At 34.5% G+C, this 25,123-nt stretch carries 20 protein-coding genes and 1 other RNA gene; 7 read left to right on the forward strand and 14 right to left on the reverse strand.

Annotated features, from left to right (window positions below; genetic code table 11):
* The first annotated feature begins 413 nt into the window (after positions 1-413).
* Positions 414-1,727, forward strand: coding sequence for a S8 family serine peptidase (locus ArsFIN_RS14700; RefSeq protein ID WP_051296926.1), 1,314 nt, complete (start codon positions 414-416; stop codon positions 1,725-1,727).
* 486 nt (positions 1,728-2,213) lie between these two features.
* Complete coding sequence (fldB, locus tag ArsFIN_RS14705; RefSeq protein ID WP_026821814.1) at positions 2,214-2,732, forward strand: flavodoxin FldB; 519 nt, start codon at positions 2,214-2,216, stop codon at positions 2,730-2,732.
* Positions 2,733-2,747: 15 nt separating this feature from the next.
* Here the strand turns inward: fldB and ArsFIN_RS14710 are convergent, their stop codons facing one another.
* The gene (locus ArsFIN_RS14710) at positions 2,748-3,155 is read right to left on the reverse strand and encodes a protein YgfX (protein WP_026821813.1); all 408 of its coding nucleotides are present in this window, start codon (positions 3,153-3,155) and stop codon (positions 2,748-2,750) included.
* Positions 3,136-3,402, reverse strand: coding sequence for an FAD assembly factor SdhE (gene sdhE / locus ArsFIN_RS14715; protein WP_026821812.1), 267 nt, complete (start codon positions 3,400-3,402; stop codon positions 3,136-3,138). Before sdhE ends, ArsFIN_RS14710 begins: the two co-directional genes overlap by 20 nt.
* 259 nt (positions 3,403-3,661) lie before the next feature.
* On the opposite strand from sdhE, the gene ygfZ reads away from it, so the two are divergent.
* Positions 3,662-4,648, forward strand: a complete 987-nt coding sequence (ygfZ, locus tag ArsFIN_RS14720) for a tRNA-modifying protein YgfZ (protein WP_051296925.1) — start codon at positions 3,662-3,664, stop codon at positions 4,646-4,648.
* An 854-nt stretch (positions 4,649-5,502) separates the two neighbouring features.
* Here ygfZ and ArsFIN_RS14725 read toward each other — a convergent pair.
* From ArsFIN_RS14725 to ArsFIN_RS14760, 8 genes are all read right to left on the reverse strand, one after another.
* Positions 5,503-5,742: a hypothetical protein gene (locus ArsFIN_RS14725; RefSeq protein ID WP_026821810.1), complete on the reverse strand. Its 240-nt coding sequence runs from the start codon at positions 5,740-5,742 to the stop codon at positions 5,503-5,505.
* A gap of 327 nt (positions 5,743-6,069) precedes the next feature.
* Positions 6,070-6,906 carry a hypothetical protein gene (locus tag ArsFIN_RS14730; protein ID WP_026821809.1) on the reverse strand — a complete coding sequence of 279 codons (837 nt, stop codon included), beginning with the start codon at positions 6,904-6,906 and terminating at the stop codon, positions 6,070-6,072.
* Between the two features lie 91 nt (positions 6,907-6,997).
* Entirely contained in the window at positions 6,998-7,855 is an 858-nt protein-coding gene (locus tag ArsFIN_RS14735; RefSeq protein ID WP_026821808.1) for a hypothetical protein, read from the reverse strand.
* A 353-nt stretch (positions 7,856-8,208) separates the two neighbouring features.
* The gene (gene gcvT / locus ArsFIN_RS14740) at positions 8,209-9,309 is read right to left on the reverse strand and encodes a glycine cleavage system aminomethyltransferase GcvT (protein ID WP_034249222.1); all 1,101 of its coding nucleotides are present in this window, start codon (positions 9,307-9,309) and stop codon (positions 8,209-8,211) included.
* Positions 9,310-9,512: 203 nt separating this feature from the next.
* Positions 9,513-10,748 carry an FAD-dependent 2-octaprenylphenol hydroxylase gene (gene ubiI / locus ArsFIN_RS14745; protein ID WP_026821806.1) on the reverse strand — a complete coding sequence of 412 codons (1,236 nt, stop codon included), beginning with the start codon at positions 10,746-10,748 and terminating at the stop codon, positions 9,513-9,515.
* A 25-nt stretch (positions 10,749-10,773) separates the two neighbouring features.
* Positions 10,774-11,952 carry a 2-octaprenyl-6-methoxyphenyl hydroxylase gene (gene ubiH / locus ArsFIN_RS14750; protein ID WP_026821805.1) on the reverse strand — a complete coding sequence of 393 codons (1,179 nt, stop codon included), beginning with the start codon at positions 11,950-11,952 and terminating at the stop codon, positions 10,774-10,776.
* 18 nt (positions 11,953-11,970) lie between these two features.
* Positions 11,971-13,281, reverse strand: coding sequence for a Xaa-Pro aminopeptidase (gene pepP / locus ArsFIN_RS14755; protein WP_026821804.1), 1,311 nt, complete (start codon positions 13,279-13,281; stop codon positions 11,971-11,973).
* A gap of 52 nt (positions 13,282-13,333) precedes the next feature.
* Positions 13,334-13,909: a YecA/YgfB family protein gene (locus ArsFIN_RS14760; RefSeq protein ID WP_026821803.1), complete on the reverse strand. Its 576-nt coding sequence runs from the start codon at positions 13,907-13,909 to the stop codon at positions 13,334-13,336.
* A 183-nt stretch (positions 13,910-14,092) separates the two neighbouring features.
* Between ArsFIN_RS14760 and zapA the strand changes: the two genes are divergently transcribed.
* From zapA to ArsFIN_RS14775, 3 genes are all read left to right on the forward strand, one after another.
* Positions 14,093-14,422 carry a cell division protein ZapA gene (gene zapA, locus ArsFIN_RS14765; RefSeq protein WP_026821802.1) on the forward strand — a complete coding sequence of 110 codons (330 nt, stop codon included), beginning with the start codon at positions 14,093-14,095 and terminating at the stop codon, positions 14,420-14,422.
* 95 nt (positions 14,423-14,517) lie between these two features.
* Positions 14,518-14,719, forward strand: a non-coding RNA gene (ssrS, locus tag ArsFIN_RS14770) — 6S RNA.
* A gap of 130 nt (positions 14,720-14,849) precedes the next feature.
* Positions 14,850-15,443 carry a 5-formyltetrahydrofolate cyclo-ligase gene (locus tag ArsFIN_RS14775; RefSeq protein ID WP_026821801.1) on the forward strand — a complete coding sequence of 198 codons (594 nt, stop codon included), beginning with the start codon at positions 14,850-14,852 and terminating at the stop codon, positions 15,441-15,443.
* 47 nt (positions 15,444-15,490) lie between these two features.
* On the opposite strand, the gene ArsFIN_RS14780 is transcribed toward ArsFIN_RS14775, so the two are convergent.
* From ArsFIN_RS14780 to rpiA, 3 genes are all read right to left on the reverse strand, one after another.
* Complete coding sequence (locus tag ArsFIN_RS14780; protein WP_026821800.1) at positions 15,491-16,972, reverse strand: hypothetical protein; 1,482 nt, start codon at positions 16,970-16,972, stop codon at positions 15,491-15,493.
* Between the two features lie 274 nt (positions 16,973-17,246).
* Positions 17,247-18,488, reverse strand: a complete 1,242-nt coding sequence (gene serA, locus ArsFIN_RS14785; RefSeq protein WP_026821799.1) for a phosphoglycerate dehydrogenase — start codon at positions 18,486-18,488, stop codon at positions 17,247-17,249.
* Positions 18,489-18,772: 284 nt separating this feature from the next.
* On the reverse strand, positions 18,773-19,441 hold the full coding sequence (gene rpiA / locus ArsFIN_RS14790; RefSeq protein ID WP_026821798.1) for a ribose-5-phosphate isomerase RpiA: 669 nt from the start codon (positions 19,439-19,441) through the stop codon (positions 18,773-18,775).
* 143 nt (positions 19,442-19,584) lie between these two features.
* Between rpiA and ArsFIN_RS14795 the strand changes: the two genes are divergently transcribed.
* Positions 19,585-20,502, forward strand: coding sequence for a LysR family transcriptional regulator ArgP (locus tag ArsFIN_RS14795; RefSeq protein ID WP_026821797.1), 918 nt, complete (start codon positions 19,585-19,587; stop codon positions 20,500-20,502).
* A gap of 600 nt (positions 20,503-21,102) precedes the next feature.
* Here ArsFIN_RS14795 and ArsFIN_RS14800 read toward each other — a convergent pair.
* The gene (locus tag ArsFIN_RS14800) at positions 21,103-25,059 is read right to left on the reverse strand and encodes a calcium-binding protein (RefSeq protein WP_135677937.1); all 3,957 of its coding nucleotides are present in this window, start codon (positions 25,057-25,059) and stop codon (positions 21,103-21,105) included.
* Positions 25,060-25,123: the final 64 nt, after the last annotated feature.

The raw sequence follows: 25,123 nt of genomic DNA on the forward strand, positions 1-25,123 counted from the left end.
TATTTAAATAATAGTTTTATTTTTAATAAATTTTATTATTCAAATAATGATAAACAATTATTTAATTTGTAATAAGATAAAAATTTATGCTTATAACAAGAAAACTTTTCTTATGCCCTTTTAGCATATCAAAATGATAAATTAAAAAATTATTTTTCCCTGCTTCATTAACATTAATTTATTTAATTATTAAATTCCTTTTATAACATATTTTAGTTATAAAAAAACTTCTTCCATTAATTTTGCAAAACAATTATCAGAATGAAAATAACTTAATTCTCATTACTTAACTAGCAAAAAAAATATTCATTAATTTTAATTATCTTAAATAAAATTTATTATGTTAAATTTTTTATTCGCTAAATAAGCGAAATAATAATGATAAATCATCTTTTACAATATGGAGCTTAACAATGAAAGAACATAAATTTATTATAAAATTTAATAAATCTGTTATCCAAGAAAGAAAAGATAATAATAAATTAATTTTAAAACCTGCTGTGTTAAAAGATAGCTTTCTAAATAACTTTAATTATTATTCGATTGTTGATGATGATTTAATCACAATGAAAAACCAGCTAATCAATTGCCAAAACCTTACTGGTATTTGCTATATTGAAGAAGCGGACAATATGCCATTGGAAGAACTACAACGTTTAGTGGATAAAATAAATAGTCATGATTGTGTTGAATATGCCTATATTGAACATACCGATACACCACCGCCATTTAGGCCATTATCAGATCATAAGCCAGGACAAATTTACAATACGCCTAATTTTAATCCCCTCCAGGGCTATCAAGGTGGAACAACTACAGATCATATAGGTATTGATATCGAGTATGCCTGGTCACTTGGTATCACAGGACAAGGGATCCGCTGTGCAGATATAGAAGGAGGATTTGATTTTAACCATGTTAATTTACAAAGAAAAAGTTTTATTAATCTTTCACCTGAATATCCGTTTAAAAATGAACATGGTACTGCAGTTGCTGGAATAATGTACGCCAAAGATATGGGATTGGGGATAAAAGGATTAGTACATGGCGCAGATATTTTTTATGGCGTTTCGGAAGCGCCAGCCGGGCGCGTTAATGGAATTGCTAAAGCATTAAAATATTTAAGGCCCGGAGATATATTTATCTACGAATTACAATCTATGGGCCCACGTAATAAATATGTTCCCGCCGATTACCAAAAAGCAGTTTGGGATATCACAAAAGCAGCCACAGATGCAGGTATTATTGTCATTATGGCAGCCGGCAATGGCGCTGAAGATTTAGATCATAAATTATACAATGAATATAGAAACCGTAATGACGATGGCGATAACGGTGCAATTCGTGTTGGTGCGGGGGATAAAAAATACCTGATACCAACAGATTTCACCACTTATGGCAGCATGATACATGTACAAGGATGGGGTCTAAATGTCGTCACAACCGGCTATAACGATCTATACGATAGCGGTGAGCATCATAATTATACCCATACTTTCTCGGGTACATCATCTGCTACACCGATTGTTGCATCCGCTGTCGTGGCGATCCAGTCATGGTATAAACAGCATATTGGTGATGTCATTAAACCAAAAGACATGCGTGCACTTTTAATCGAAACAGGCACACCACAAGGGTTTCATCAAACTAGCAATAGATGGTTAAATATTGGCCCATTACCTAATGTACGCCGAGCAATTAATACGCTAAAGAGGCGTTTACAATAAATAAGCGTTAACCATGCGTTATTAATAACGAAATAGATTGCCATTTAGCAAATTAACTTAAAACCAGATCGCAAACTTTCTTTTTAACTGATCAAGATCTGGTTTTTTATCGCATTATCTAAAAATAGCAATATTAAATACTATATAAAATGGCAAATAACATAAAAAAAAAGCCAGTTTAAACTGGCAAACATATCAAACACAACACCAGGGAAAGTCTCTATCTAACAAGAATAAAATGAACAAATAAGGCGTAGAAATTGCAAGGACTAATTAGAGAATAGGTTAAAAATAATTATTTTCTATCTTTATTGATGATAATATGAGGCATATCAAAAAAACAGCCATATCTATTAACGTTAATGAAATAATATAACTAATAGTTATATCTATAAATTAACCTTAATTAACTGAATTACAATATTTTTTTAAAATTTTTTGCTATAATGCTTTATTATTACTCGCAAGATGACAACCCGTTGCAAAATGAAAATAGGTCTTTTTTATGGCTCCAGTACCTGCTACACCGAAATGGTTGCAGAGAAAATCCAATATAATCTAGGTGAAGAGTTAGTTGATTTATATAATATTAAAGATATTTCGCCGCAATTAATGGAAAATTATCAAATCTTAATTTTAGGTATTCCTACTTGGGATTTTGGCGAACTACAAGAAGATTGGCAAACAATTTGGGATGAACTCTGTTCGTTAAATCTCGCCGGCAAAATTGTATCCCTATATGGTTTAGGTGATCAAATTGATTATGGCGATTGGTTTCTTGATGCACTAGGTATGCTTTATCAACAATTATCCAGAATGCAAGTTAAATTTGTCGGTTTTTGGCCAACAACAGGCTATAACTTTAGCAGCCTTAAACCATTAACCACTGATGGTAACCAGTTTGTCGGGTTAGCGCTTGATGAAACCAACCAATTCGAGCAAACAGACGAACGAATAGAACAGTGGTGTATGCAAATATTAAATGAAATAGAAGCCTTATTATAAGGCTTCTATTTCATATCAAATATCAGGGTACTGCAACAGCAATTGATTTAAATTCCGCCATTCCTCTTCTGGCATACTATCTGAAGCAATCCATAACCGAATCCGCTTATTACATTGCCATGAACGAAGAGTAAGTTTTACACCAAAAAAACAAAACCAAGGTTTTTTAACAATCAGCCATTCGCTTTTTTTCCACTGTATCTTATTACCATTAAGTAAAACTATGCTACCTTTACAACGACTAATATTTTTTTGACTCCTTACCCAACTTGCCACAATCAATAAGGTCGCTATCAACCAAGTGACCAGATTATTTGGTGGCCAAGATGAAAAGAAAACTAACAAGCCAATTCCCACATGAACACCCGTTGAAAAAAGCTGCGTCAGCCACGAAACATTGATATTAAATTTCCAAAGAACCACGTTGTTTATTTCTACTCTGTATCAATTGAATCATATGATAAAGACCATCATCATCAGGACGCCCATGATTCATCAACCAGTTGAACAAATCAGGATCTGCACACTCTAGTAAACGAACAAACAGACATTTCTCATCCTCTGTGAGTGAATCATATTCATACTCAAAAAAAGGCATAATGGCGATGTCCAACTCACGCATTCCTCTGCGACATGCCCAGTGGATCCTGGGTTTATGATTGATATCCATAAGATAAAATAACCTTAAATACTTTTGTGAATAATTTTTGTTTCCATATCAGAATTTAGCGTAGCAAATTCTAATCAATATCGAAATGATTTAAGTAACATTTTTGTAAAAACCACAACTAATCACTAACTAAAAACTTTATATAGAAAAATTATTCGACATAAACTTTGTTAGTTAATTTTGATAATATTACTTGCTTTGTCAGCTAGCTATTTTACCATTATGACTACTCTTATCCAGGTTACTAACGGATGAACACATGATAAGCCTAAATAAATTTACACCCACGATTGGCAAAACAGAGCATCAATTACCACTAACCTTAATGACACTTAACGACTGGAGTTTCATCACAGCAACAGGAGTCGATGCCGAAAAATATTTACAGGGTCAATTAACCGCCGATATTACCACGTTAACGCCACAACAACATATACTCACCGCCCACTGTGATGCCAAAGGAAAAATGTGGAGCACACTACGTTTATTTCATTATAACGAAGGCTTTGGTTATATTTTACGTACCAGCGTGGCAGCAAAACAACTGAGTGAACTGAAAAAATACGCAGTTTTCTCGCAAATAACACTCAGCCAACAGCCTAATATTATGTTGTTAGGTGTTGCCGGCCAAGGGGCTCGCGACAGATTAAACAACCACTTTTCTCAATTACCCGATCAGGAAAAAGCAGTTATACATCTTGAGCAAACGACTTTACTACACTTTAGTGTACCATCCGAACGTTTTTTAATTGTTACCGATAGCGCGACTGCTACTGAATTGACAAAGCATTTCCCCCAGCATGGTGATAGTCAGCAATGGCTAGCTTTCGATATTGCCGCCGGTATTGCTAATATTGATGTTGAGAATAGTGAACAATTTATTCCACAAGCCGTTAATCTACAAGCATTACCCGCCAGCATCAGTTTTCACAAAGGCTGCTACAGCGGGCAGGAAACGGTCGCTCGAGCAAAATATCGCGGTGCCAATAAGCGCGCCATGTTTTGGTTAGCAGGGACAGCAAATACGTTGCCAAAAACCGGAGAAGCTATTGAATGGAAAATCGGTGATAACTGGCGGCGCACTGGAACAGTATTGGCTGCTGTTAATTTAGCAAAGGGTTTTATTAGTGTTCAAGTCGTTATGAATAATGATATGGCTAAAGAGAGTGTTTTCCGTGTGGCCGGAGAAGAACAAAGCCAACTGACTATTCAACCCTTGCCTTATTTATTGACGGAAGAGGAATAGCATATCCGTTGGTTGCTAATAAATTTATTCAGTTGAGCACTTTTCATATAGCAAAACGGGTGTTTTGAAAACAACGCTATTATAAAATTGGTGCTTAATTAAGTTATTTTATTCATTTCATCGGTAAAAACCAAAGCAGCATCACAATTGCTGACTATAGCATTACAGTTTAATGATCCAAAATGACTTTCATTAACGCGTTGATTTCACCATTACTTCAGTCAGCTGGTTAATATTAGATAGTTTGAAGAGACGTATCTGTTTTACTTCAATTTCTTTTCAATGTAAAACCTTTAATAACTCTATAAAAAGTTTTGGGTATGACTTGCCAATTTCTGTTGCTTGATAATAAGGAGCCGTCAATATAGCAGTAATTTCACCCTCCTTGTGCTATTTAGCATGCAAACTACGATCTAATGTGTTTTTCCTGTTGTTATCTATTTTCATGACCATAAGCAACGCGAAATTTATTCGCAACTACTGCAAATTGCACTAATGTTATTTAGTCTGGCTATTTACTATCAAACCTGAGGCAACGTTATTATTAATATTAAACACATATATGCTATATAAATTATTTTGTTTAATAATTTTAATAATTACAAAGATATATATTTTAGATCATAACAACCTGATACTTGCATAAAGTCATGAATGCTTATCGGAAAATAACGCTAAATCATAAAATAATAATTCGCGACATAACAGAATAATATTCATCCCTACATCTCTTTCACATCATTCTCACTTTGATTAAATTGGACTAAAATAGGCAAGAAACCAATAACAATAGCGCTAAGATATAGCTCTAGCGCTATTATTACTGGTATGAGAAAAAATATCGGTTATTGCTGTTAATTCATTTTTAATATTGGAGTAATTACAGTTGCAAGGGAAATAATAGCTTCTGATTCTGTCTGAATAATATTACTCATTATTGCTACTACGCTTTCATTACTAGCAGTAAAAGTAACTGTAGCATCAGTCAAAATATTAGCTATTTTGTCAATATTATCTACCATTTGTAGTGCTGATTCGGTTATCTCCTTTACGAACAATTTATCAAGTTCATCACCAAAAACACAATCTGTCATTAATGGTTTAGAATGTGAATATGATTGAAACAATTCGTCTAGAGATTCATCTGATGTTTTACCATAATTGTTAGTTTGAGAAGTAATTATACTTTCCTTGATTAAATAACAGTATAAATCTTACATACAAAATAGTGTTACAAAACATAACAATAAATCTTGCTCTAATGATACATTACCTAACTATATAAGTAACAATCAATTACTGCTTAGATAACTTTAAATTTAAATTCGATATTATTTCTATTAGTTACTTTATAGCATTTATAAAATTTATTAATAATTATTTTTTATATTACAAATACACTGATTACTATTTTTTATATACTACCAATCTATACATGATTTATGATTTGTTTTTTTAGGTAGCATATTATGCTGTGTCAACCAATCAGAAAGAACAACAAATCGAAGACCAATAATTAGCTTTATATCATCATGAGATAACGTCGAATTTAAAAATTTAAGTTCTATTTTTGATATCTCAATTTTCTGCTCTGATTCCTCAACAGGCTTATATTTTTTGTTCTCTTCATCATAAGATATTTTTATTTCAGCTGAATATAAATATAATCTTATAACATTAGATTCTGAGCTTAATACAGTATGAGTAAACAAAATACCATTATTTTTGTCAGTAATATTCGAAATAGAATGATTTACCAGTGTCTTTAATGATGAATTGATATATTGTTTTACTTGCTCTGATATATTTTGATATTGCTGTAATACTTTTTCTAATATATCTTTATAATTATTATTATCATAATAAATTTTATGATTAGATGAAGTTTCGACTAGAAACATACTACTAGATAAGAGTATTGAAAGATATTTATGGTAATTTTCATCATTATTTTTTTTATTTGGATCAAGCGGATCCCAATCACAAATTTCCTTAATAAAAGAGAGATAAGATGTTACAAAGTGTTGTGGATAATCAGTTAATGTTGATAATAATTTTTCTATTTCATTATTACTATGCATCTCTTTTAATAAATATTCTTCTGCTAATACCTTTTCTATATCATTACCAACGGCAATTGCTCCACTAGTCACTAAATCTGATTTTGAATGTTCATTTTTAATTATATAGTTATTAAGAATAGAATTATATGCACCACTAAGAATTGAATATAATTTTTTATCTTTAAATATTTTCATAAAATATCCTTTTTTATTAGGATGTAATATGGTCAAGAATAATTAATTTTTACGCTTAACAGTAAGTAAAAATAAGAAAAGATGAGATTTATTATTTATTACCAAAACAGTAGTTCATTACTTCTTTATTATCTTTTGCTTTTGTTTTCATTTTTCTTATCCATTCTTCTAAATCACTTCTGGTCGTATCAAGTAGAATTTCAGCAATTTTCTTGTCATAAATAAAAGTATGCATTTTTAGCACAATACTTTTTATTTGTATGCGAGAAACATATTTATCCGTAGGCTCACTTTTAGTTTTGCCTGTCTGTCTTTCAAATAGAATATGCGAAGAATTTATATAAAATTTGACATCATCTTTATTTGCCGATGCGATAACACCTTGGGTAAATAATACACTGTCATTTTTTTGTTCAGAATAAGATAATGCAGCTTTAGCTAACTGAGTAACAGAATTTTTAATTTTCTGCTTATCAGCACCAGTAATACTATCATATATATCCACAATCTTATCAATGAGATCATCATAATTCTCTTCTCGATAATTAAGATCAAGTAACTTATCTTCTTCCACCATCATTAGCACATTTTTTTTCATTTCTTCGGCATAAGTTATATATGCTTCGGAATTACCTGGCATGCTAGCTTTTTGTGGATCATAACCAATACCACCCATTGCTATGGTACTTATAATAGCAAGACCATTGGCTGGCGATTCCGCTAATTTTTCGGCTGTAATATCCGTTGATTTTCCATCTCTAGTCATTTCATTAAGTTGTTGAGCAATAATCAAATCTTTATCTTGATGAGCGCCAATAATATCCCCTGTCGATACTGTAAGTTTTGAGTCATTAACATAGTCTTCGTTTAATGATGCAGATACTGGTTTTAACGATTTAATCCAATCAATTAGTTTTTTATATTGCTCTTCCATATTTATTTCACTCATAAACACTCCATATTTATTAATGATAAATTTATATAAATAATATTCATTTTAAGCTAGCAAAAATAATCTAATAAAAACATTTAAATTTAAATAAATAAGACAATTACCCTACAATTGCTATAAAAACTCAATCCGCTGATCACCAACATCATATTTTATTCTGCTGTTTATTTTAATTTGCATTTTATCACGAATAATTACAATGTAATCAATAACAACTGTCATTAATTATATCTGATTTTATTAAATTGAAATAATTGATTAAAGTAGTATTTATCTAATTATGTTCGTTGCCATTTTATTATTGTTTATCTACTAATTTTTAATAAAAAAACGTAAAAAATAAAATAACTTTAGTTAATTAATGCTTTGCCATAACGAACAAAGCTAGGTTTTACAACCTGGACTGGCATCTCATGTTTTTTTATTTGCACAACTGCTTGCATGCCAATATTCAATGGTACTCGTGCTAACGCAATACTCAACCCTAGGGTTGGCGAAAATGTGCCACTGGTGATGATCCCTTGACACAACTTACCTGCCGTATCAATAAAACGAACCGGTAAATCAGCCTGCAATGTCCCTCTATCACGCATCACTAAACCAACCAATTTTTCTGTACCTACCTGACGTTGCCTTTCTAACGCCTCTCGTCCGATAAAATCGCGCTCTTCCGGCTGCCAAGCAATTGTCCATTCCATATTAGCAGCCAGTGGTGATACCAATTCATTCATTTCTTGTCCATAAAAATTCATCCCCGCTTCCAGACGAAGAGTATCACGCGCCGCCAATCCTGCCGGCTTAATATTTAAATCAAGTAATTTTTGCCAAAAATTGACAGCTTGCTCTTTCGGTAGTGCTATCTCATAACCTAATTCGCCGGTATAACCTACAGTAGTAATAAACCAGTCATTGATCTGTTTACCATGAAAAAGTGGCATATTAATAACCGCGATTTTCTGTTGTTCATCAAGCAGAGATTGCACTTTTTGTTGCGCATCTGGCCCCTGTATCGCAATGAATGCCAAATCATCACGTACCTGCACATCAATTAGATAATTTTTAATATGTTCATTGATCCAAGCTAAATCTTTTTGCCGCGTGGCGGAATTAGCAATTAAACGATAGTAGTCATCATCAAAATAGTAGACAACTAAATCATCGATCACGCCGCCAGAAGCATTTAACATACCAGTGTAGAGCGCTTCACCGGGCTCTTTCAGTTTTGCTACATCATTGGCTAATAAATAACGTAAAAAATCTCGACACAATTCACCATGTAGATCAATAATTGTCTGATAAGAAATATCAAACATGCCAGCGGCCGTACGAACAGCATGGTGTTCATCAATTTGAGAGCCATAATGCAATGGCATCATCCAACCATGAAAATCAATCATCGTTGCATTGCACGCCAAGTGCTGATCATATAATGCAGTCTGTTTTACCGTCATTGCTTTGTATTCCTCATTAATAGGTATAGACAAATTAAGTTGTTAAATCAAAATACCTATGGATGGAGGTAACACATTAACCCTAAAAAGAGCCGCGACATGGCAAAATAATAGACAAACTTACTGAATTAATTGAAATAACTATTCAAGCCGGCAGAATTATTTCCTATAAAACGATAGATTAGGAAGAATGCAGCGATAATTTACACTATCTCTGAGGAGTTTGTCGTCACCTTTGCTAACCATTCAGGCATATCATGTGATCCTAACGCATAACTTAGCAACTTTGGTTTTATGCCTGGTACTTTATTCGTCAACAGTAATCCAACATCACGAATCATTTTTTTGATTGGATTATGGCCTTCAAATAATTGGCGCAACCCCTGCATACCAGCCAACATCATTACAGCGCTATATTTACGTTTACGTTCATAACTTTGTAGATAAAGATACTGCCCAATATCTTTACCTGCGCTATTTAAACGTCGTAATTGCCCAATCAACTCTGCAACATCCATAAAGCCTAAATTTACCCCTTGCCCTGCTAAAGGATGTATCGTGTGGGCTGCATCACCTATTAAGGCGATACGTTGACCGGCGAAATTTCGTGCATACTGGCCAATCAGTGGAAAAATCTGCCGCTCACTAATTAACTGACAAAAACCGAGGCGCATATCTAAAGCTACGCTTAACTCTTTTTCAAAGGCAGAAACTTCTAAATCCAAGCGTCTATGCGCTTGCATTGCCGGCATTGACCAAACAATTGAGCAAAGATAAGGATCGTGTAACGGTAAAAAAGCTAAAATGCTATCGCTATGAAAAGATTGACGAGCAGTATGTATATGGGGCAGCTCAGTTCGAATGGTGGCGATTAATGCCGTATGTTCATAATCCCAAAAGCTAAGTGGAATATCCGCTTTTTCCCTTAGCCATGATTTTGCCCCATCCGCACCAACAACTAACCTTGCCGTCAACATCTGCTCATTATCAAAAGTCATAAATACTTCATTCTCACCCCAAGCAACTTTTTTCAATCTACTCTCTGTGAATAAGGTAATATCTGTGCTTGATTGAGCCTGTTGCCATAAAGATCCGCGCATAATCGAATTTTCAATGATATGTCCGAGACCGGGTAAATAATGATCCTGGGCATCAAATTCAATATGACCAAAGCTATCCTGCTGCCAAACCTCCATGTGCTGATAACTACCAACTCTTTTTTGCACGATTGTTTGCCAAACGCCTAAATGATCGAGTAATTTCTGACTCGCTGCATTAATAGCGGACACTCTAAGCGAAGGAGTCTGTTGCGGATCAAATTGATGATGCGGGGGTGAATTTTCAATAATGGCAATCCTCATACCACTGCCGCTCAATCCACAAGCTAGAGCAAGGCCAACCATACCACCACCCACAATAACCACATCAAACGATTGCATAGTTAAAATATTCCTTCTTAAATAGCTAGAGATGAAACGATCGCCCCATTGCTTGGTGGGCTAAAATGTCACGCATAAGTGGTAGTGTTTCCATTGCCATTAATCCAACATTACGGCAGATAGCAAAAAACAAATGATTATTTGAAAATAAATGAACCAGATTATCGGTTAACTTTATGGTGCAATGTCTATCATCACAACGCTGCATTTGATACTGACTAAGAACTGAATAAGCCCCCATATCACCACCATAATTGCCTACTTCACTAATTATCGTGGCAAGAAGCATGACATCACGCATCGCCAGATTAAACCCCTGACCGGCAATAGGATGTAAAGTTTGTGCCGCATTGCCAACCAAGACTAATCGATGGCTTATAACTCTTTTTGCTTGAGAAAGTGTCAATGGAAAACAGTAACGCTCGCTAACAGCCTTAATTTCACCTAACCGCCAGCCAAACCATTTTTGTAGTTCTGCCATAAATTGGTCATTATTCCATTGCATAATATGCTGCTGGTTTTCCAACGGATGACACCAAACCAATGAACTACGCCCTTTAGTCATAGGTAACATTGCCAGCGGGCCATATTGAGTAAAACGCTCAAAAGCTCGACCATGTGGCGCAATACTGGTCAAAACATTAGCAATAATTGCACACTGTTGGGATGAATCTCGCTGCCATTCAATTTGACTGGCCTTACCTATCATTGAATCGCTGCCATCAGCAGCAACTAATAACTGTCCAGTTAGAACTTTACCCGTCGTTAATTTGACTGATACCTGCTCAATCGTGCGCTCAACAGAGATGACTTCATCTGGACAATATAACTCAATATTTGGCGCTTTTTTAAGCTGTTCAAATAAGTAATTTCCCGCATCATGTAATTCAACCACATAACCGAGTGCAGGCAGGCAATAGTCTTTAGCGTGTATATTCACTGCGCCAGCATGGCCATATTCAGAAACATGAACATCGGTAATTGGCGTTACATACTTTTTTAATCCGTTCCATATACCCATTTGATTAAACTGTTGACAAGTGCCATAAGCCAATGCAATTGTTCTGGCATCAAAACCAGCATGTGCCTTATTAGGTAACCGCGCTTCAATTAATGAAACCTGAACCTTTCCCTGACTGAAGACCGAAATAGCAAGTGCTAATGACGCACCGGTCATACCACCGCCAACAATAATCACTTTCATTATTTCACATCTCCCAGCCTACTTCGCTGCTGCCATCAGTGCCTCTATCTCATCAGGATCTTTAATAACAGCCGCTGTCAGGTTTTCATTACCCTCTTCGGTGATCACAATATCATCTTCAATACGGATACCAATTCCTCGATAAGCTTCAGGCACATTAGCATCAGGTGCAATATAAAGCCCGGGTTCGACGGTCAATACCATACCCGGCTCTAACAGGCGATCGCGATTACTACCATAATCACCAACATCATGGACATCAAGCCCTAACCAATGACTTAAACCATGCATAAAAAAAGGCAAATGCGCTTTACTTTCAATGAGTTTATCTATCTCACCTTGTAAAATACCCAACTTAATTAAACCTTCGATCTTAATTTTTATCACCGCCGCCATCACTTGGTGAATTGTCGTCCCAGGTCGATATAAGGCTAAAGCAGTATTCAAGGCCATTAATACAATGTCATAAATTTCACGTTGGGGTTGACTAAATTTACCATTTACAGGATAGGTACGAGTAATATCACTGGCATAACCTTGATATTCTGCCCCAGCATCGACTAAGACTAAATTGCCCGCTTTCATCACAGCATCATTTTCTGTGTAATGCAGAATACAGGCATTTTCTCCACTGCCTACAATGGTAGTATAAGCCGGCGATTTTGCGCCTCGACTGGCAAAACAATGTTCAATTTCTGCCGCCAACTGATATTCATACATATCAGGCTGGCAGGTTTGCATCGCTCTAAGATGTGCATCAGCAGAAATCTTGCTAGCTTCACGCATTAGAGCAAGTTCTTCCGATGATTTAAATAATCGCATTTCGTGCAGCATTGGCCGCCAGTCAATTTGCGTAGATGGGGCTTTTAATTTTTGCCGGCGACCTTGTCTTAATCGATTAAGTGCTGCAAAAACGATTTGATCAGCATACGCAAATTCACCTTGAGCATGATAAACAACAGATAAACCATTCAATAATTGATAAAGCTGTTGATCAATTTCAGCAAAAGGTAATGCTTGATCGACGCCCAGTTTTGCCAGCGCGGCTTGCTGGCCTAAACGACGACCAAACCAGGTTTCCATCGCTTGATCACGCACACGATTAAAAAGTATGCTCTCACTGGAGGTTTCATTATATTTAATAATAACCAACACAGCTTCTGGTTCACTAAAGCCCGTTAAATAGAGAAAATCACTGTGTTGCCGATAAGGATATTCACAATCTGCATTGCGCAAAACAGACGGAGCGGCAAAAAAAATTGCTGCACTGGCAGGTGCCATTTTTTTTAATAATCGATGACGACGAGATATAAATGGTTGTTGAGTCATGCCTTCTCCTGCAAGCAATTAAGCAATAAAATAAGTTAGAGTATTATTCCTATCAATGTAATGTTGGTTTATTATTTTTTGCTTTCATTCGCCGATCTTTTACCTCCATAAAGGCAATAAAACAGAGCTGAACTGCGACCTTTACATACTCAATGATCTCTTCCAAAGCCTGTTCTAACTCATTTTGATCATCATTTTTGTCATAACCCAGCATACCAATATTACGTAAATCCGTAACAAGTTCTTTTAATTCTTTTTTTTCCATTAACTTTGGTTGTGTAACACCCAAGCCTAATAAAAAATGGTTAACCCAACCGGCTAAGGCATCAGCCCGCTCAAACACTTTACCATCTTCAGGTAACAACAAATTAAAAATGAAATCATTATTATCTAACGATGCAAGTGTAAAGTCATAAAGCTCACGTAGTGGGTTAGTCAATATTTGTGAAAAAGCTAATCCATCATTGGTTAGTTCATAAACCGACTTTTTCCAGTTATAATCGTGATTACCTCCACAAATTAAGCCCGTAATTAAGCCATGCATTTCTGCGGCCGTTAAAGCAACATTCTGTTGTTGCAATAGTAGCTCAAGAGTTTGATAATTAGGTAAAGATTTCTGTATTGGCATGTCTGCTCAGTTGCGTTAATAATATTGATATGTAATATGCTACCATCAAGGACGGTCGCTATACTAGATAAGTGCACAAATTGCACACGTATTACTCATAATTATTTTGATAGCATCAATAGAATTATGGGCAGCGAAATGTTAGTACCATATTTCGTCTCCCCACATAATCAGGAAGGTATAATGTCTGCACAACCTGTTGATATTCAAATTTTAGGACGAACATTAAGGGTTAATTGCCCAAAAGAACAACAAGATGCCTTAAAATCGTCTGCGGCTGAGCTTGAGCAACGGCTAAAAGATCTCAAAAATCGAACTGGCGTCACAAATACCGAACAACTTATTTTTATCGTCGCATTAAACATTTGCCATGAACTGGCGCAAGAAAAAATCAAAACACAGGACTACACTGATAATATGGAACAAAAAATCCGCGTATTGCAACATACAATTGAACAGGCATTGCAAGAGCAAGCGCGTATTACGGGACGAACAATTACTCCATTAGAATAAAAAGGTGAACAAAACAACATTAGTACCAAAATAGAGTAAGAATAGGTTGCTTTCTGTATTTACTTTCATACAATAGATACTAAGATATAGTTTAGAATTCTCTGAGATGCTCGTCAGTGGGTGAGTCCCCTGAGCCGATATTTCAAAACATTTAGAATGTGGTTATCTGTTTATGGTGTGCATGCCGGGTCAGCTAGGGAGAACCTAGCCACCAGGAAGCCTAAAGTTAACGATGCTGCGTTCACCTTGAACCCCGGGTTCAAGGGTTACAGCCCGCAACGGCATCTTGGAGTTCCTTAATTGGTTACACTACTATACTCATAATGTTACCATCCAAATATACCGCGCTTTAGTAAATAAAAGCTGAATGATACGATAATAAGTCATCGCATTATTTTATCCTGCTAGATTGATAATTCTAAATTTTATGTCTAATAACGTACAAAAACGACAGAAAATTATCCGACAAACAGTACGACAATACCGTCGACAATTAACATGTGAACAACAAAATAGCGCAGCAGATAAAATAACTCACCTTGCGTTAGCTCACGAAATTATACGATCTGCTTCCCATCTGGGATTATTTCTTTCATTTGATGGCGAAATAAATACTAATCCATTAATTAAAAATCTCTGGGCACAAAACAAGAAAGTTTATCTGCCGGTTTTACATCCCTTTAGTCGCTATCAGCTACTATTTCTAAACTATCGCCCTGACACTTTACTGATAAAAAATCGCTTTAATATTGCAGAGCCAACACTTAATGTTATGGATGTTATACCAATAACACAATTAGATGTTCTGTTTGTGCCATTAGTGGCATTTGATAAACAAGGTCAGCGATTAGGTATGGGAGGCGGATTTTACGATAGATTGCTGTCCGATTGGCACAAAAAACATTTTTATCCGATTGGATTAGCCCATGATTGCCAATTGGTTGATAAAATCCCCACTGCACCATGGGATATCCCATTACCAGAAATTATCACTCCATCAAAAAGATGGCGAATAATTTAACAGTAATTAACCCAATGTTATATCAAGATCACCATATGTTTTTATGATTAAATTGTTTTTAGCGGCTGTTTTTTTCCCTTGATAATATTTTGTTGCAAAACAGCAATATTATGCTCATAAGAATTACGATAAACATCGTAATGACCGTTACTTTTATTTAAATATATTCGTTTACCCTGATATTTATGCAAATTTTGTTTATGCTGTTGGATAAAATGCTTTATTTCATCCACAGACTGGCAATCAATAGTTAATTTTATTTTTTTATTAAAGTGTTTTTTATGATTAATAATTTCCAACTGGGTTGTTTGTGTTTTTTCATCTATCGCAATAAATTTTAATGATATTTTTTCATCAATTTTTATTATGTTTTGATTATCGATAAGTTTAGCTAATGCAATAATCGATATTTCTTTATTGTTAACCAAAAAACGATTTAACTGCCTCTCTTTCTGTTGATCTTGTTGTTGCGTTATGTGACTCTTTTTAACAAAACTTCCCATGGCAAAAGTGAAATTTCCATCAGCTTGTTTTTCCACTGCATAGATAGAAGCCAGCTGATTAAAAAACTCGGTTAATTTTTGCTTATCAGTAAAATGATAAACCCCTATATTTGAATCAAATACAGTAAAAATTGGTTTATGATTCTCATCATTTTCAATTGTTAGCATCACTGAATGCGCTTTTAAACCAATATTCAAATAAATACCATCAGAATTAACTTGGAATCTATCCAATATATCAGCAAAAAATTGTGAAGAAGTCTCTAACAAACAATAGCGTTCTGTTCCAGTTATATTATCGTATCCGATATTATAGTTAGACAGAAAAAATTCAATATCCTTAGAATATGAATTAATAACATTTGATTTTGCCTGTTTAAATTTGAAAAGGATATCTTGTATAGATAAAATATTTTCTACTTTACAAATACGCTGCCATTCTACATAAATGTCCCTATGCCATTTAAATTGGACCAACTCATTATTTTGATTAATACTTTCTGCATAAAATTTATCAATAAAACAATTAACATCGTTTATATTGATAAAATGTTTATTACCTCTGCATACCTCCATAATATCTTTATTATTTTGATTAATAACTTGCCTTAAATTAACCAATTTTGTTGTATAAAGTAAAGTATATTTATTAATAAAATTATGCAAATAAATGGCTTCATTAAGTAAATCATGGATTTTGGCATTAGCATGTAGTTTTTTAGATTCAATAATGATTTTGTCATAATCATCCATATTATGCGTAATTGTTAAATTACTTAACTGATTTAATTCTTTAATTGATTCTAAGAATTTATCACCTTGCGCATAACCACCCTGTGCAAACTGGCACATATACATTAAAGACAGGCCATAACATATTCCTTCATCAATTTGAAAGCGCTTATCAGTTAAGTCCAATCTAAAATACTTCTTTTTTAATAGTGCTATTTTTTGATTAAAATCTTCAAAAATATGTTTATTTTGAGAAAAAATAACATCTGGATTTTTAATTCCATTAATTGCCATAATAGCTTCCTTAAAATATATCTTGCCAAGTTAATTAGATAATATTTTAAATAAATTAATGTTAGGATGAAACTAATAATAAGCACTTTTTTATAAAATATTACTAATTGATAGTATTTTATATTGAGAAAAAATACATTAAATATATTAATTGATAAATAATATCATCAATTATAGAAATACCCCTCTTTTGTAAAATAAATATATTAATAGACAATAAAAATCAGCCCGCTTTAACGGGCTATTTATTAGAAAAATAAATCAGTAAAATTTATCAGTACAGCAAGCGTGTACGAATAGTACCAGGTAAAGATTTTAATTTTTGTAATAAACTTTTTGCTGTCTTTTCCGGTTGACTTGTAATATCAATCACAACATAACCAATATTTCCCTTAGTTTGCAAATATTGTGCCGCTATATTAATTTCGTCTTCCATAAAGAGCTGATTAATACGATTTAACATCCCTGGGCGATTTTCATGAATATGTAATAAACGATTAGTCTCTTCTGTGTGGATAGGTAATGAAACCTCAGGAAAATTGACCGCCGATAAAGTAGAACCATTATCAGAATATTTTACTAACTTACTAGCCACTTCGTAACCAATATTCTCCTGTGCTTCTTGGGTAGAACCGCCAATATGAGGAGTTAAAATAACATTATCAAATCCAATTAACGGCGAGCTAAAAGGATCACCATTACTGGCCGGTTCTTTAGGAAAGACATCAATTGCCGCACCAGAGATATGCTGACTTTTCAATGCCTCACTTAATGCCGGAATATCAACTACGCTACCACGTGAAGCATTGATCAAAATCGCGCCAGGTTTCATCAAGGTCAGTTGTTCTTTGGCAAACATATTCTTAGTACTTGCTGTTTCAGGAACATGTAAGCTAATTACATCACTCATATTGAGTAATTCGATCATAGTCGGAACTTGGCAAGCGTTACCTAACGGTAACTTATTTTCAATATCATAGAAATAAACGTTCATTCCAATGTTTTCCGCTAAGATACCTAATTGGGTACCAATATGGCCATAACCAATAATACCTAATTTCTTACTTCGTGCTTCATAGCTTCCTTTGGCTTGTTTATTCCATATTCCACGATGCGCTTTCATACTCGCTTCAGGAATACGACGCAAAAGTAATAATAATTCGCCAAGAACCATTTCTGCCACTGAGCGGGTATTGGAAAAAGGAGCATTAAAAACCGGAATACCACGCTTAGCCGCAGCTTCAATATCAACTTGATTGGTGCCGATGCAAAAACAACCGACAGCAATCAATTTTTCCGCCGCGGCCAAAACTTGTTCGCTAAGATAAGTGCGGGAGCGAATACCGATAAAATGGACATCAGGGATCACTGCGATTAATTCTTCTGTTGATAATGCACCTTCATGATATTCAATATTTTCATAACCTGCTGCCCGCAGATTATTAATTGCACTTTGATGCACCCCCTCTAAAAGCAAAAATTTAATTTTCTGTTTTTGTAAAGATACATTAACCATTTACCCATCCTGTCATTAAGATTGCGGCTATCACCGATTTTTTATACCACCATAACAAAAATTTTCTCACTAGTAACATTATCATTTATGCAAACAATAAAATTCATCGCAACAAAAAACGCTATAACGAACAAAAGGAAACTAAATAGGCAAAAATAGGATTTTTATCATACTAAATCAATGATTATGATATAACTGGCTAAATTTGATAGAAAAAAATTTAAATTTAATCGAGGCAATATATACCGCCTCTCTAACCGCTCAACGCTTTAAAAACTAGCAAACTATGGTTTTTTAGCCGTCAATTTTTCTACTCCAGTCGGCGTTGCCAGCAAAACAATATCCGCCGCGCGAATAGCAAATAAGCCTACCGTAACCACACCAGCAATTGCATTAATTTTATTTTCTAACTCTATCGGATCGAGAATCTTTAGATTGTGAACATCAAGAATAACATTACCATTATCCGTAACCACATTTTGCCGATATTCTGGCAGGCCACCTAACTTTACTAATTCACGAGCGACGTAAGCGCGTGCCATCGGAATTACTTCAACGGGTAATGGAAATGCGCCTAAAATATCAACTTGCTTAGATTTATCAGCAATAGCGATAAATTGCTTAGCCATTGCAGCAATAACTTTTTCACGCGTCAAAGCCGCTCCACCACCTTTGATCATCATTAAGTCTGGATTAAATTCATCGGCACCATCAATATAAATATCCACGCCATCCACCTCATTACTATCAAGAATGGGAATGGCTAACGCGGTTAATTTGTCGGTAGAAGCAACTGAACTCGAGACTGCACCTTTGATTAAATGCTTTTGTGTCGCTAAACTATCAATAAAATGCGCAACGGTAGAGCCTGTTCCAACACCAACCACCATATCGGGTTTGATATATTCCACAGCGGCCCAGCCAACCATTTTTTTTAATTCATCCTGTGTCATAATTAGTTGCCTTATTATTTTTTATTGCTAAAACCTACTAATTAATTAGTATAACGAAATTTCCGCAGCTATCGATTGGAAAAATATTGCATAGTAAGATATAGAATAACATCTGAATTGAATTTTAAAGAGATTTTTTCGTGATTAAACGCCCTGACTATCGAGCACTACAAGCATTGGATACCGTGATTCGTGAACGTGGCTTTGAGCGCGCAGCGCAAAAGTTATGTATCACTCAATCTGCCGTTTCTCAAAGAATTAAGCAGCTTGAAAACCTCTTTGGTCAGCCATTGTTAGTAAGAACGATCCCTCCTCAACCGACTGAGCAAGGACAAAAACTACTTGCTCTGTTACATCAAGTTGAATTATTAGAAGAGCAATGGCTTGGTGACGAAAGCAGTGGTGCAACCCCGTTGCTGCTATCAATGGCAGTCAATGCTGATAGTTTAGCAACCTGGTTTCTGCCTGCCCTTAATCCAGTACTTCATGACACGCCTATTCGCCTTAATATTCAAGTCGAGGATGAAACCCGGACACAAGAGCTTTTACGTAGAGGAGAAGTCGTTGGCGCGATTAGTATTCAATCGGAACCCTTGCCTGGCTGCCTGGTAGATAAACTAGGTGCGCTAGATTATCTATTCGTTTCGTCACCCACCTTTGCTGAGCGCTATTTTCCTACCGGGGTGACAAAAACCTCACTATTAAGAGCGCCGGCTGTTGCTTTTGATCATCTGGATGATATGCATCAAGCTTTTGTGCAACAGAATTTTAATCTATCTCCAGGTAGTGTTCCTTGTCATATTGTGAACTCATCAGAGGCATTTGTTCAACTTGCTAAGCAGGGCTCAACTTGTTGTATGATCCCACATTTACAAATTATCGATGAATTAAATTCAGGTCAACTAGTCGATCTTACTCCCGGACTATATCAGCGTAGAATGCTATATTGGCACCGCTTTTCCCCTGAAAGCAGGACAATGAAAAAGGTGACTGACGCGCTTGTAAAAACCGGACGCCAGCTATTAAAACAAGAAGATAATCGTTTAGAAAACAACAAGTAACGTTACCATGCAAAACAACGTCAATTTGGTCGGAAAATCAATACGCTGTTGTTCTTCAGTTTGATTGCTATCACTGGCAGCGGTAGCAACCCATTATGTCATCGCCTTCATTATTAGCATTAGGTAAGGGGTTACATTAGGTAGCCGAATAAATACTATAAACTGTACCTAATTTAACATTAAATTCTACTACTACGACTTCGCATGCGTGTTGTCAATGCCTAATTACTACTTTATACTCATTTGAATACCTACTCTGGGTTGAATATTGCAGAGATAGAGCATCAGTTAAATTTTATTACAATGAAAAACTTAAATTCTAATAGTTTATTAATTTATTATATGAGCTATTTTTATTTATTGTTAAATTAGCTAGTAAATTATTTCAATAAAAAATAAAAATGACAAGTAATTAAAAAATTATTGCAAAATAATAAATATACTTAATTGAAAGAATAAATTCTTATTTTTAATATCAGTGAAAATATTCTCATACCCTATAAAAAATTAATTTATATTTTATTATAATTAAATCAAAATAGTAAAAAGCAAAGAAATGTTCTCTTTGCTTTAATCATATTAAAAAATAGTTAATTTTATTTAATAACTATACTGCGATGCCCCAAAAATATTTTGCTCAACTCCATTGTTAATAAACTCAATCAAATTTAATGATGCTCTATCTTTTCTTTTATTAAAATCTGATAGCTTATCTATTAAGATATTTATGTTATCACTATCCAGATAATTACCATTATTTATTCCTCTATAAATTTTTACTTTATCATCATTCGCTACTGCATTTTTAATAGTAATACTGGATTTCTTATCTTTTGATTTAATAAAATAATCTTGTTGATTATCTGCTATATAATATCTTATATTTCCATCAGAAAAATAGTGATCAAAATTTTGAATATAAATCGTATCAGAACCACCAGCACAATTAATAGTTATATGCCCAACTTGATGATTAATAAATATCGCATTATTACCTTTACCGCAATTAATTTCATCATTTCCATTGGTAGTAATAATAGTATCATCACCTATACCACTATTAACAATATCATTCCCTTCACCTGGTAAAATAATATTATTGCCCTTTGCGGTAGCAACAATATCATCCCCTGGTCCAGCATCAATAATATTATTGCCCTTTATTACTGTCACCATATCATCTCCAGAGCCAGCATTAATTATATTATCTATATTATCTCTTCCACTTAAATCAGTAATAATATCATTACCTGCCATAGCATCTAATCGATTTTCATTCAAGCGATAACCTACTGGCAACTCAATTATATCATGACCTGACGTAGGTTCTTTAATTGCAATCATTGGAACAATTTTATTTTCGCCCTTTTTTAATGCCATCATAAAAAGTTGCTGATATTTATCCTGTACAATGACATTTTTTATTTCTTTTTTAGGTAAATTTTTAAAAACAATATTAACAATTTTGCCAACTTTATCTTTATGAATAAGACGATCACCATCAAATTCAAAATCATAGCCACTATATTCTTGTATTGCGATAATAATCTTATCATTACTATCAAAACTGTTTTTTACTTTACTAAAGTCAAAAATAATATCTTCATTAAGATTAAAAGTAGTATCAACGTCAGGTAAATTTTTTAATGCCATGCTCTTAATAAGATAGAAATCATTACCTTTTGAAATATAAATATAATACTGTGCGGCCAGAGCAATAATTTGATCATCGTTATCACCAATAATAGTCATTCCATCTGATGCTAAAAATTTTGCCATCACTTTAATGCCAGCAGGCATTTCATAGATATCTTTGCTAAAAACCTTAAAACTATTTTGAGCAAAATTAACCTCAACATCATTGGTATAGACATTTCCTTCATTACGATATTTTGGTCTGACATATGCCGCTTTAAAATATTCAGTTGGATTTTTATTTTTATCTGCTTTTGCAAGTAATATAGGTGATAGTAAAAAGCTATTTTGGCATTTCACATTATATTCATGATTAGTAAAATAGTTGCCTTTTTCATCCTGCGCATAAACGTTTTTTAATCTTATTGAGATATTACTTATTATATTATTTTTAAAAAATTTGGCGTTATTGATAATTTCAACTTCAATAACAATATCATTGCCTGATTTGAAAACAGATTTTATTTCATTAATATCATAATTCAGGTAAACCATACTCTGTTGATTAATATTTTGATGACTGTCATCAATGACAATTAGTGCATTATAAGAATAGCCGTTGTTAAAGCGAAACTTGGGATTGGTTGAAGATGCAATTTCTTCACTATTGCTGTTATCAGCAAAAATAAAAGCGCCTTTTATTGGATCCCAACGCTGATATTTCAAATTATCATCGGCAAATATCTCAATATGATCTTGCCAGTTATAGCGCTTAATGCGATAAACATCATGACCTTCACCACCATCAGCAATGCCTTGAGTTAAAATTAAAGTATCATTACCTTTACCACCATACAATCTATCATTACCCAGGTTACCATCTAAAACATTATCTCGCGCATCACCAACAATAATATCTGCACTATTCGCTACTACGGTGACATTTTCCATGTTTTTAATAGTAGCAAGCCGCTGTGATCGCATAAATGAAGAGAATTTTTCATTATCATAATTATTAACAACATACTGATGATCATCAATCATCCAAATCTTTTCTTGCTTTAAATTAACCAATACACCAACCTGTCTGGTAAAGTTATCCTTATCAATCCCCAGTAGATTGGTACTATTTTTTTCTGTATTGACAGCAGAATTAGATTTAATTACTGGTAATTGATGAATAATTATAGAATTACTACCTGCATATCCATCTAAATATCGACTCTCATTCGGATAATGTGCATCAAACTTTAAAACGAAAGTGTCATTTTTTTCACCACCGACAAAGATTTTATTACCGTTATAGATCTCAAATCTATTTTTATACTGTTTAAAACCAACAATGGTATCATTACCATTAGCCGTGTTAAAAATAATACCCGCATTCTCTCCTGCTACCGACAACTGATGTAGTAGCTGATTTCTATCAAACGGAATGGTTTTAACCTCTCCCTTGTCAGTTAAATAAATAAATTGCGTATTTTTTTCAATATAAGAATAAATCGATTCTATTTTTTTTCCTGCCAGATAAAAATCTAAATCCTTTCTCTCTGGATCAAATATAAAAATTTCATTGCTTGTAGAACTCATTACTGGGGCGTAATTTTTTATTACAACAGATTCGGCTGCATATTTATCAGGATATGCTGTGGTAATTCTACTGAGTTGATCTTCAGTAAATCGGTATTTAGGAAAAGTGAAGAAAGAATTGCCCAAAGATTTATAGCCGACAGTACCTTCCAAAAGGGACATATCAAGGTAATTGTAATTTTCTGTTGCTTGTTCATGGGCAGAAACTTGTATTTTAGAACCATTTAATTTTTCAAGGGTTAATGCTTTTGCTTGCTCCTTAGTTGTCAAACACAAACCTGAACTAATATCCCGTATATTAAATAGCGGTACTTCTGCCATTTGATAACTCTCTTTTACATAGAGAGCTCGGCCATAGCCTTCTGTGCGAAAAATGCTAATTTGGTTCTTAATGCGTTGTAATAGTGACTTCTCGTAACCTTCTTCTTCATTATATGCTTGCAACTTGTTAAGAACACTGGTGGGTGGCTGTTCACCAAAAGCGGCGCTAATTCCTGTCGCAAACTCTTCCCATCCCGTAAGCTTGACCTTTTCCTCAATACGTTCAACGGCTCTAATGCCATTATAAATTATGCCACCAACCATTAATCCAGCCCCTACAGCAATGCCTATTGGCCCGGCAGCAGAAAAACCGGCCAAAAGAGCAACCGAAACTGCGATACTGACCGCCGCACTCACGACCGCAAGTGTTCCATTCACGATCAAATCTTGTCGCACCTCAGGATCAGTTTCGGTCGATAATTGGTGAAATGACTGATAAGCATTGTAAATATCAAATCCAGCCGACAAAGCATTTAATACTGCGGTTGCACGCCCGGCAAATTTGGCCGCAATCTCTGTTGAATCAGTTATTTTAGTTACTGATTTAAATATGATAGGTTGCAGGATATCGGTACCAAAATTGGCCGCAGCGGCGCCATACGCCAACGCAAGTTGCCGCCTAATTTCAGCTTTTTGTTCATCGGATAAACGCGGATCCTGTAATTGATCTGCCGCCCGGTTTGTTAAAATCCAAAGCTGAGCAATCCCTATAGCTTGTGAACCATAGCCTACTTTACTCATTATTCGTGCATAACGGGGCAACTTAAAGGTGGTATTTTTCATTTCATGCCACATTGCAGCATCAATTACCTCACCTTTAACATAGCGATCAACATAGCCTAATTGCTGTTTTATCATTCCAACATCAGCCAATTCCGCTCGCGTGGCAATCAGGTTATCTTGCCCTCTTTGATCAATTAGTGATTTAATTAATTTAATAAATTGCGCATCATCATGACTAGTATCAAGTAGCATCAAATGATGGCTTAACATAGCGGCATCAAACGTCAATCGCTCACGCCAGTCTGGCAATGATTGAAGATGTCTGACTGATAGCGATTGACCATCAATTTGT

It is taken from the genome of Arsenophonus nasoniae (genome assembly GCF_004768525.1).
In the GTDB taxonomy this organism is placed as follows: Bacteria; Pseudomonadota; Gammaproteobacteria; order Enterobacterales; family Enterobacteriaceae; genus Arsenophonus; species Arsenophonus nasoniae.

Excerpts from the sequence above, each read along its gene's own strand:
- ArsFIN_RS14700 (WP_051296926.1), top strand. The coding sequence starts at position 414 with ATGAAAGAACATAAATTTATTATAAAATTTAATAAATCTGTTATCCAA.
- fldB (WP_026821814.1), top strand. The coding sequence starts at position 2,214 with ATGAAAATAGGTCTTTTTTATGGCTCCAGTACCTGCTACACCGAAATG.
- sdhE (WP_026821812.1), bottom strand. The coding sequence starts at position 3,402 with ATGGATATCAATCATAAACCCAGGATCCACTGGGCATGTCGCAGAGGA.
- ygfZ (WP_051296925.1), top strand. The coding sequence starts at position 3,662 with ATGATAAGCCTAAATAAATTTACACCCACGATTGGCAAAACAGAGCAT.
- ArsFIN_RS14725 (WP_026821810.1), bottom strand. The coding sequence starts at position 5,742 with ATGACAGATTGTGTTTTTGGTGATGAACTTGATAAATTGTTCGTAAAG.
- ArsFIN_RS14730 (WP_026821809.1), bottom strand. The coding sequence starts at position 6,906 with ATGAAAATATTTAAAGATAAAAAATTATATTCAATTCTTAGTGGTGCA.
- ArsFIN_RS14735 (WP_026821808.1), bottom strand. The coding sequence starts at position 7,855 with ATGAGTGAAATAAATATGGAAGAGCAATATAAAAAACTAATTGATTGG.
- gcvT (WP_034249222.1), bottom strand. The coding sequence starts at position 9,309 with ATGACGGTAAAACAGACTGCATTATATGATCAGCACTTGGCGTGCAAT.
- ubiI (WP_026821806.1), bottom strand. The coding sequence starts at position 10,748 with ATGCAATCGTTTGATGTGGTTATTGTGGGTGGTGGTATGGTTGGCCTT.
- ubiH (WP_026821805.1), bottom strand. The coding sequence starts at position 11,952 with ATGAAAGTGATTATTGTTGGCGGTGGTATGACCGGTGCGTCATTAGCA.
- pepP (WP_026821804.1), bottom strand. The coding sequence starts at position 13,281 with ATGACTCAACAACCATTTATATCTCGTCGTCATCGATTATTAAAAAAA.
- ArsFIN_RS14760 (WP_026821803.1), bottom strand. The coding sequence starts at position 13,909 with ATGCCAATACAGAAATCTTTACCTAATTATCAAACTCTTGAGCTACTA.
- zapA (WP_026821802.1), top strand. The coding sequence starts at position 14,093 with ATGTCTGCACAACCTGTTGATATTCAAATTTTAGGACGAACATTAAGG.
- ArsFIN_RS14775 (WP_026821801.1), top strand. The coding sequence starts at position 14,850 with ATGTCTAATAACGTACAAAAACGACAGAAAATTATCCGACAAACAGTA.
- ArsFIN_RS14780 (WP_026821800.1), bottom strand. The coding sequence starts at position 16,972 with ATGGCAATTAATGGAATTAAAAATCCAGATGTTATTTTTTCTCAAAAT.
- serA (WP_026821799.1), bottom strand. The coding sequence starts at position 18,488 with ATGGTTAATGTATCTTTACAAAAACAGAAAATTAAATTTTTGCTTTTA.
- rpiA (WP_026821798.1), bottom strand. The coding sequence starts at position 19,441 with ATGACACAGGATGAATTAAAAAAAATGGTTGGCTGGGCCGCTGTGGAA.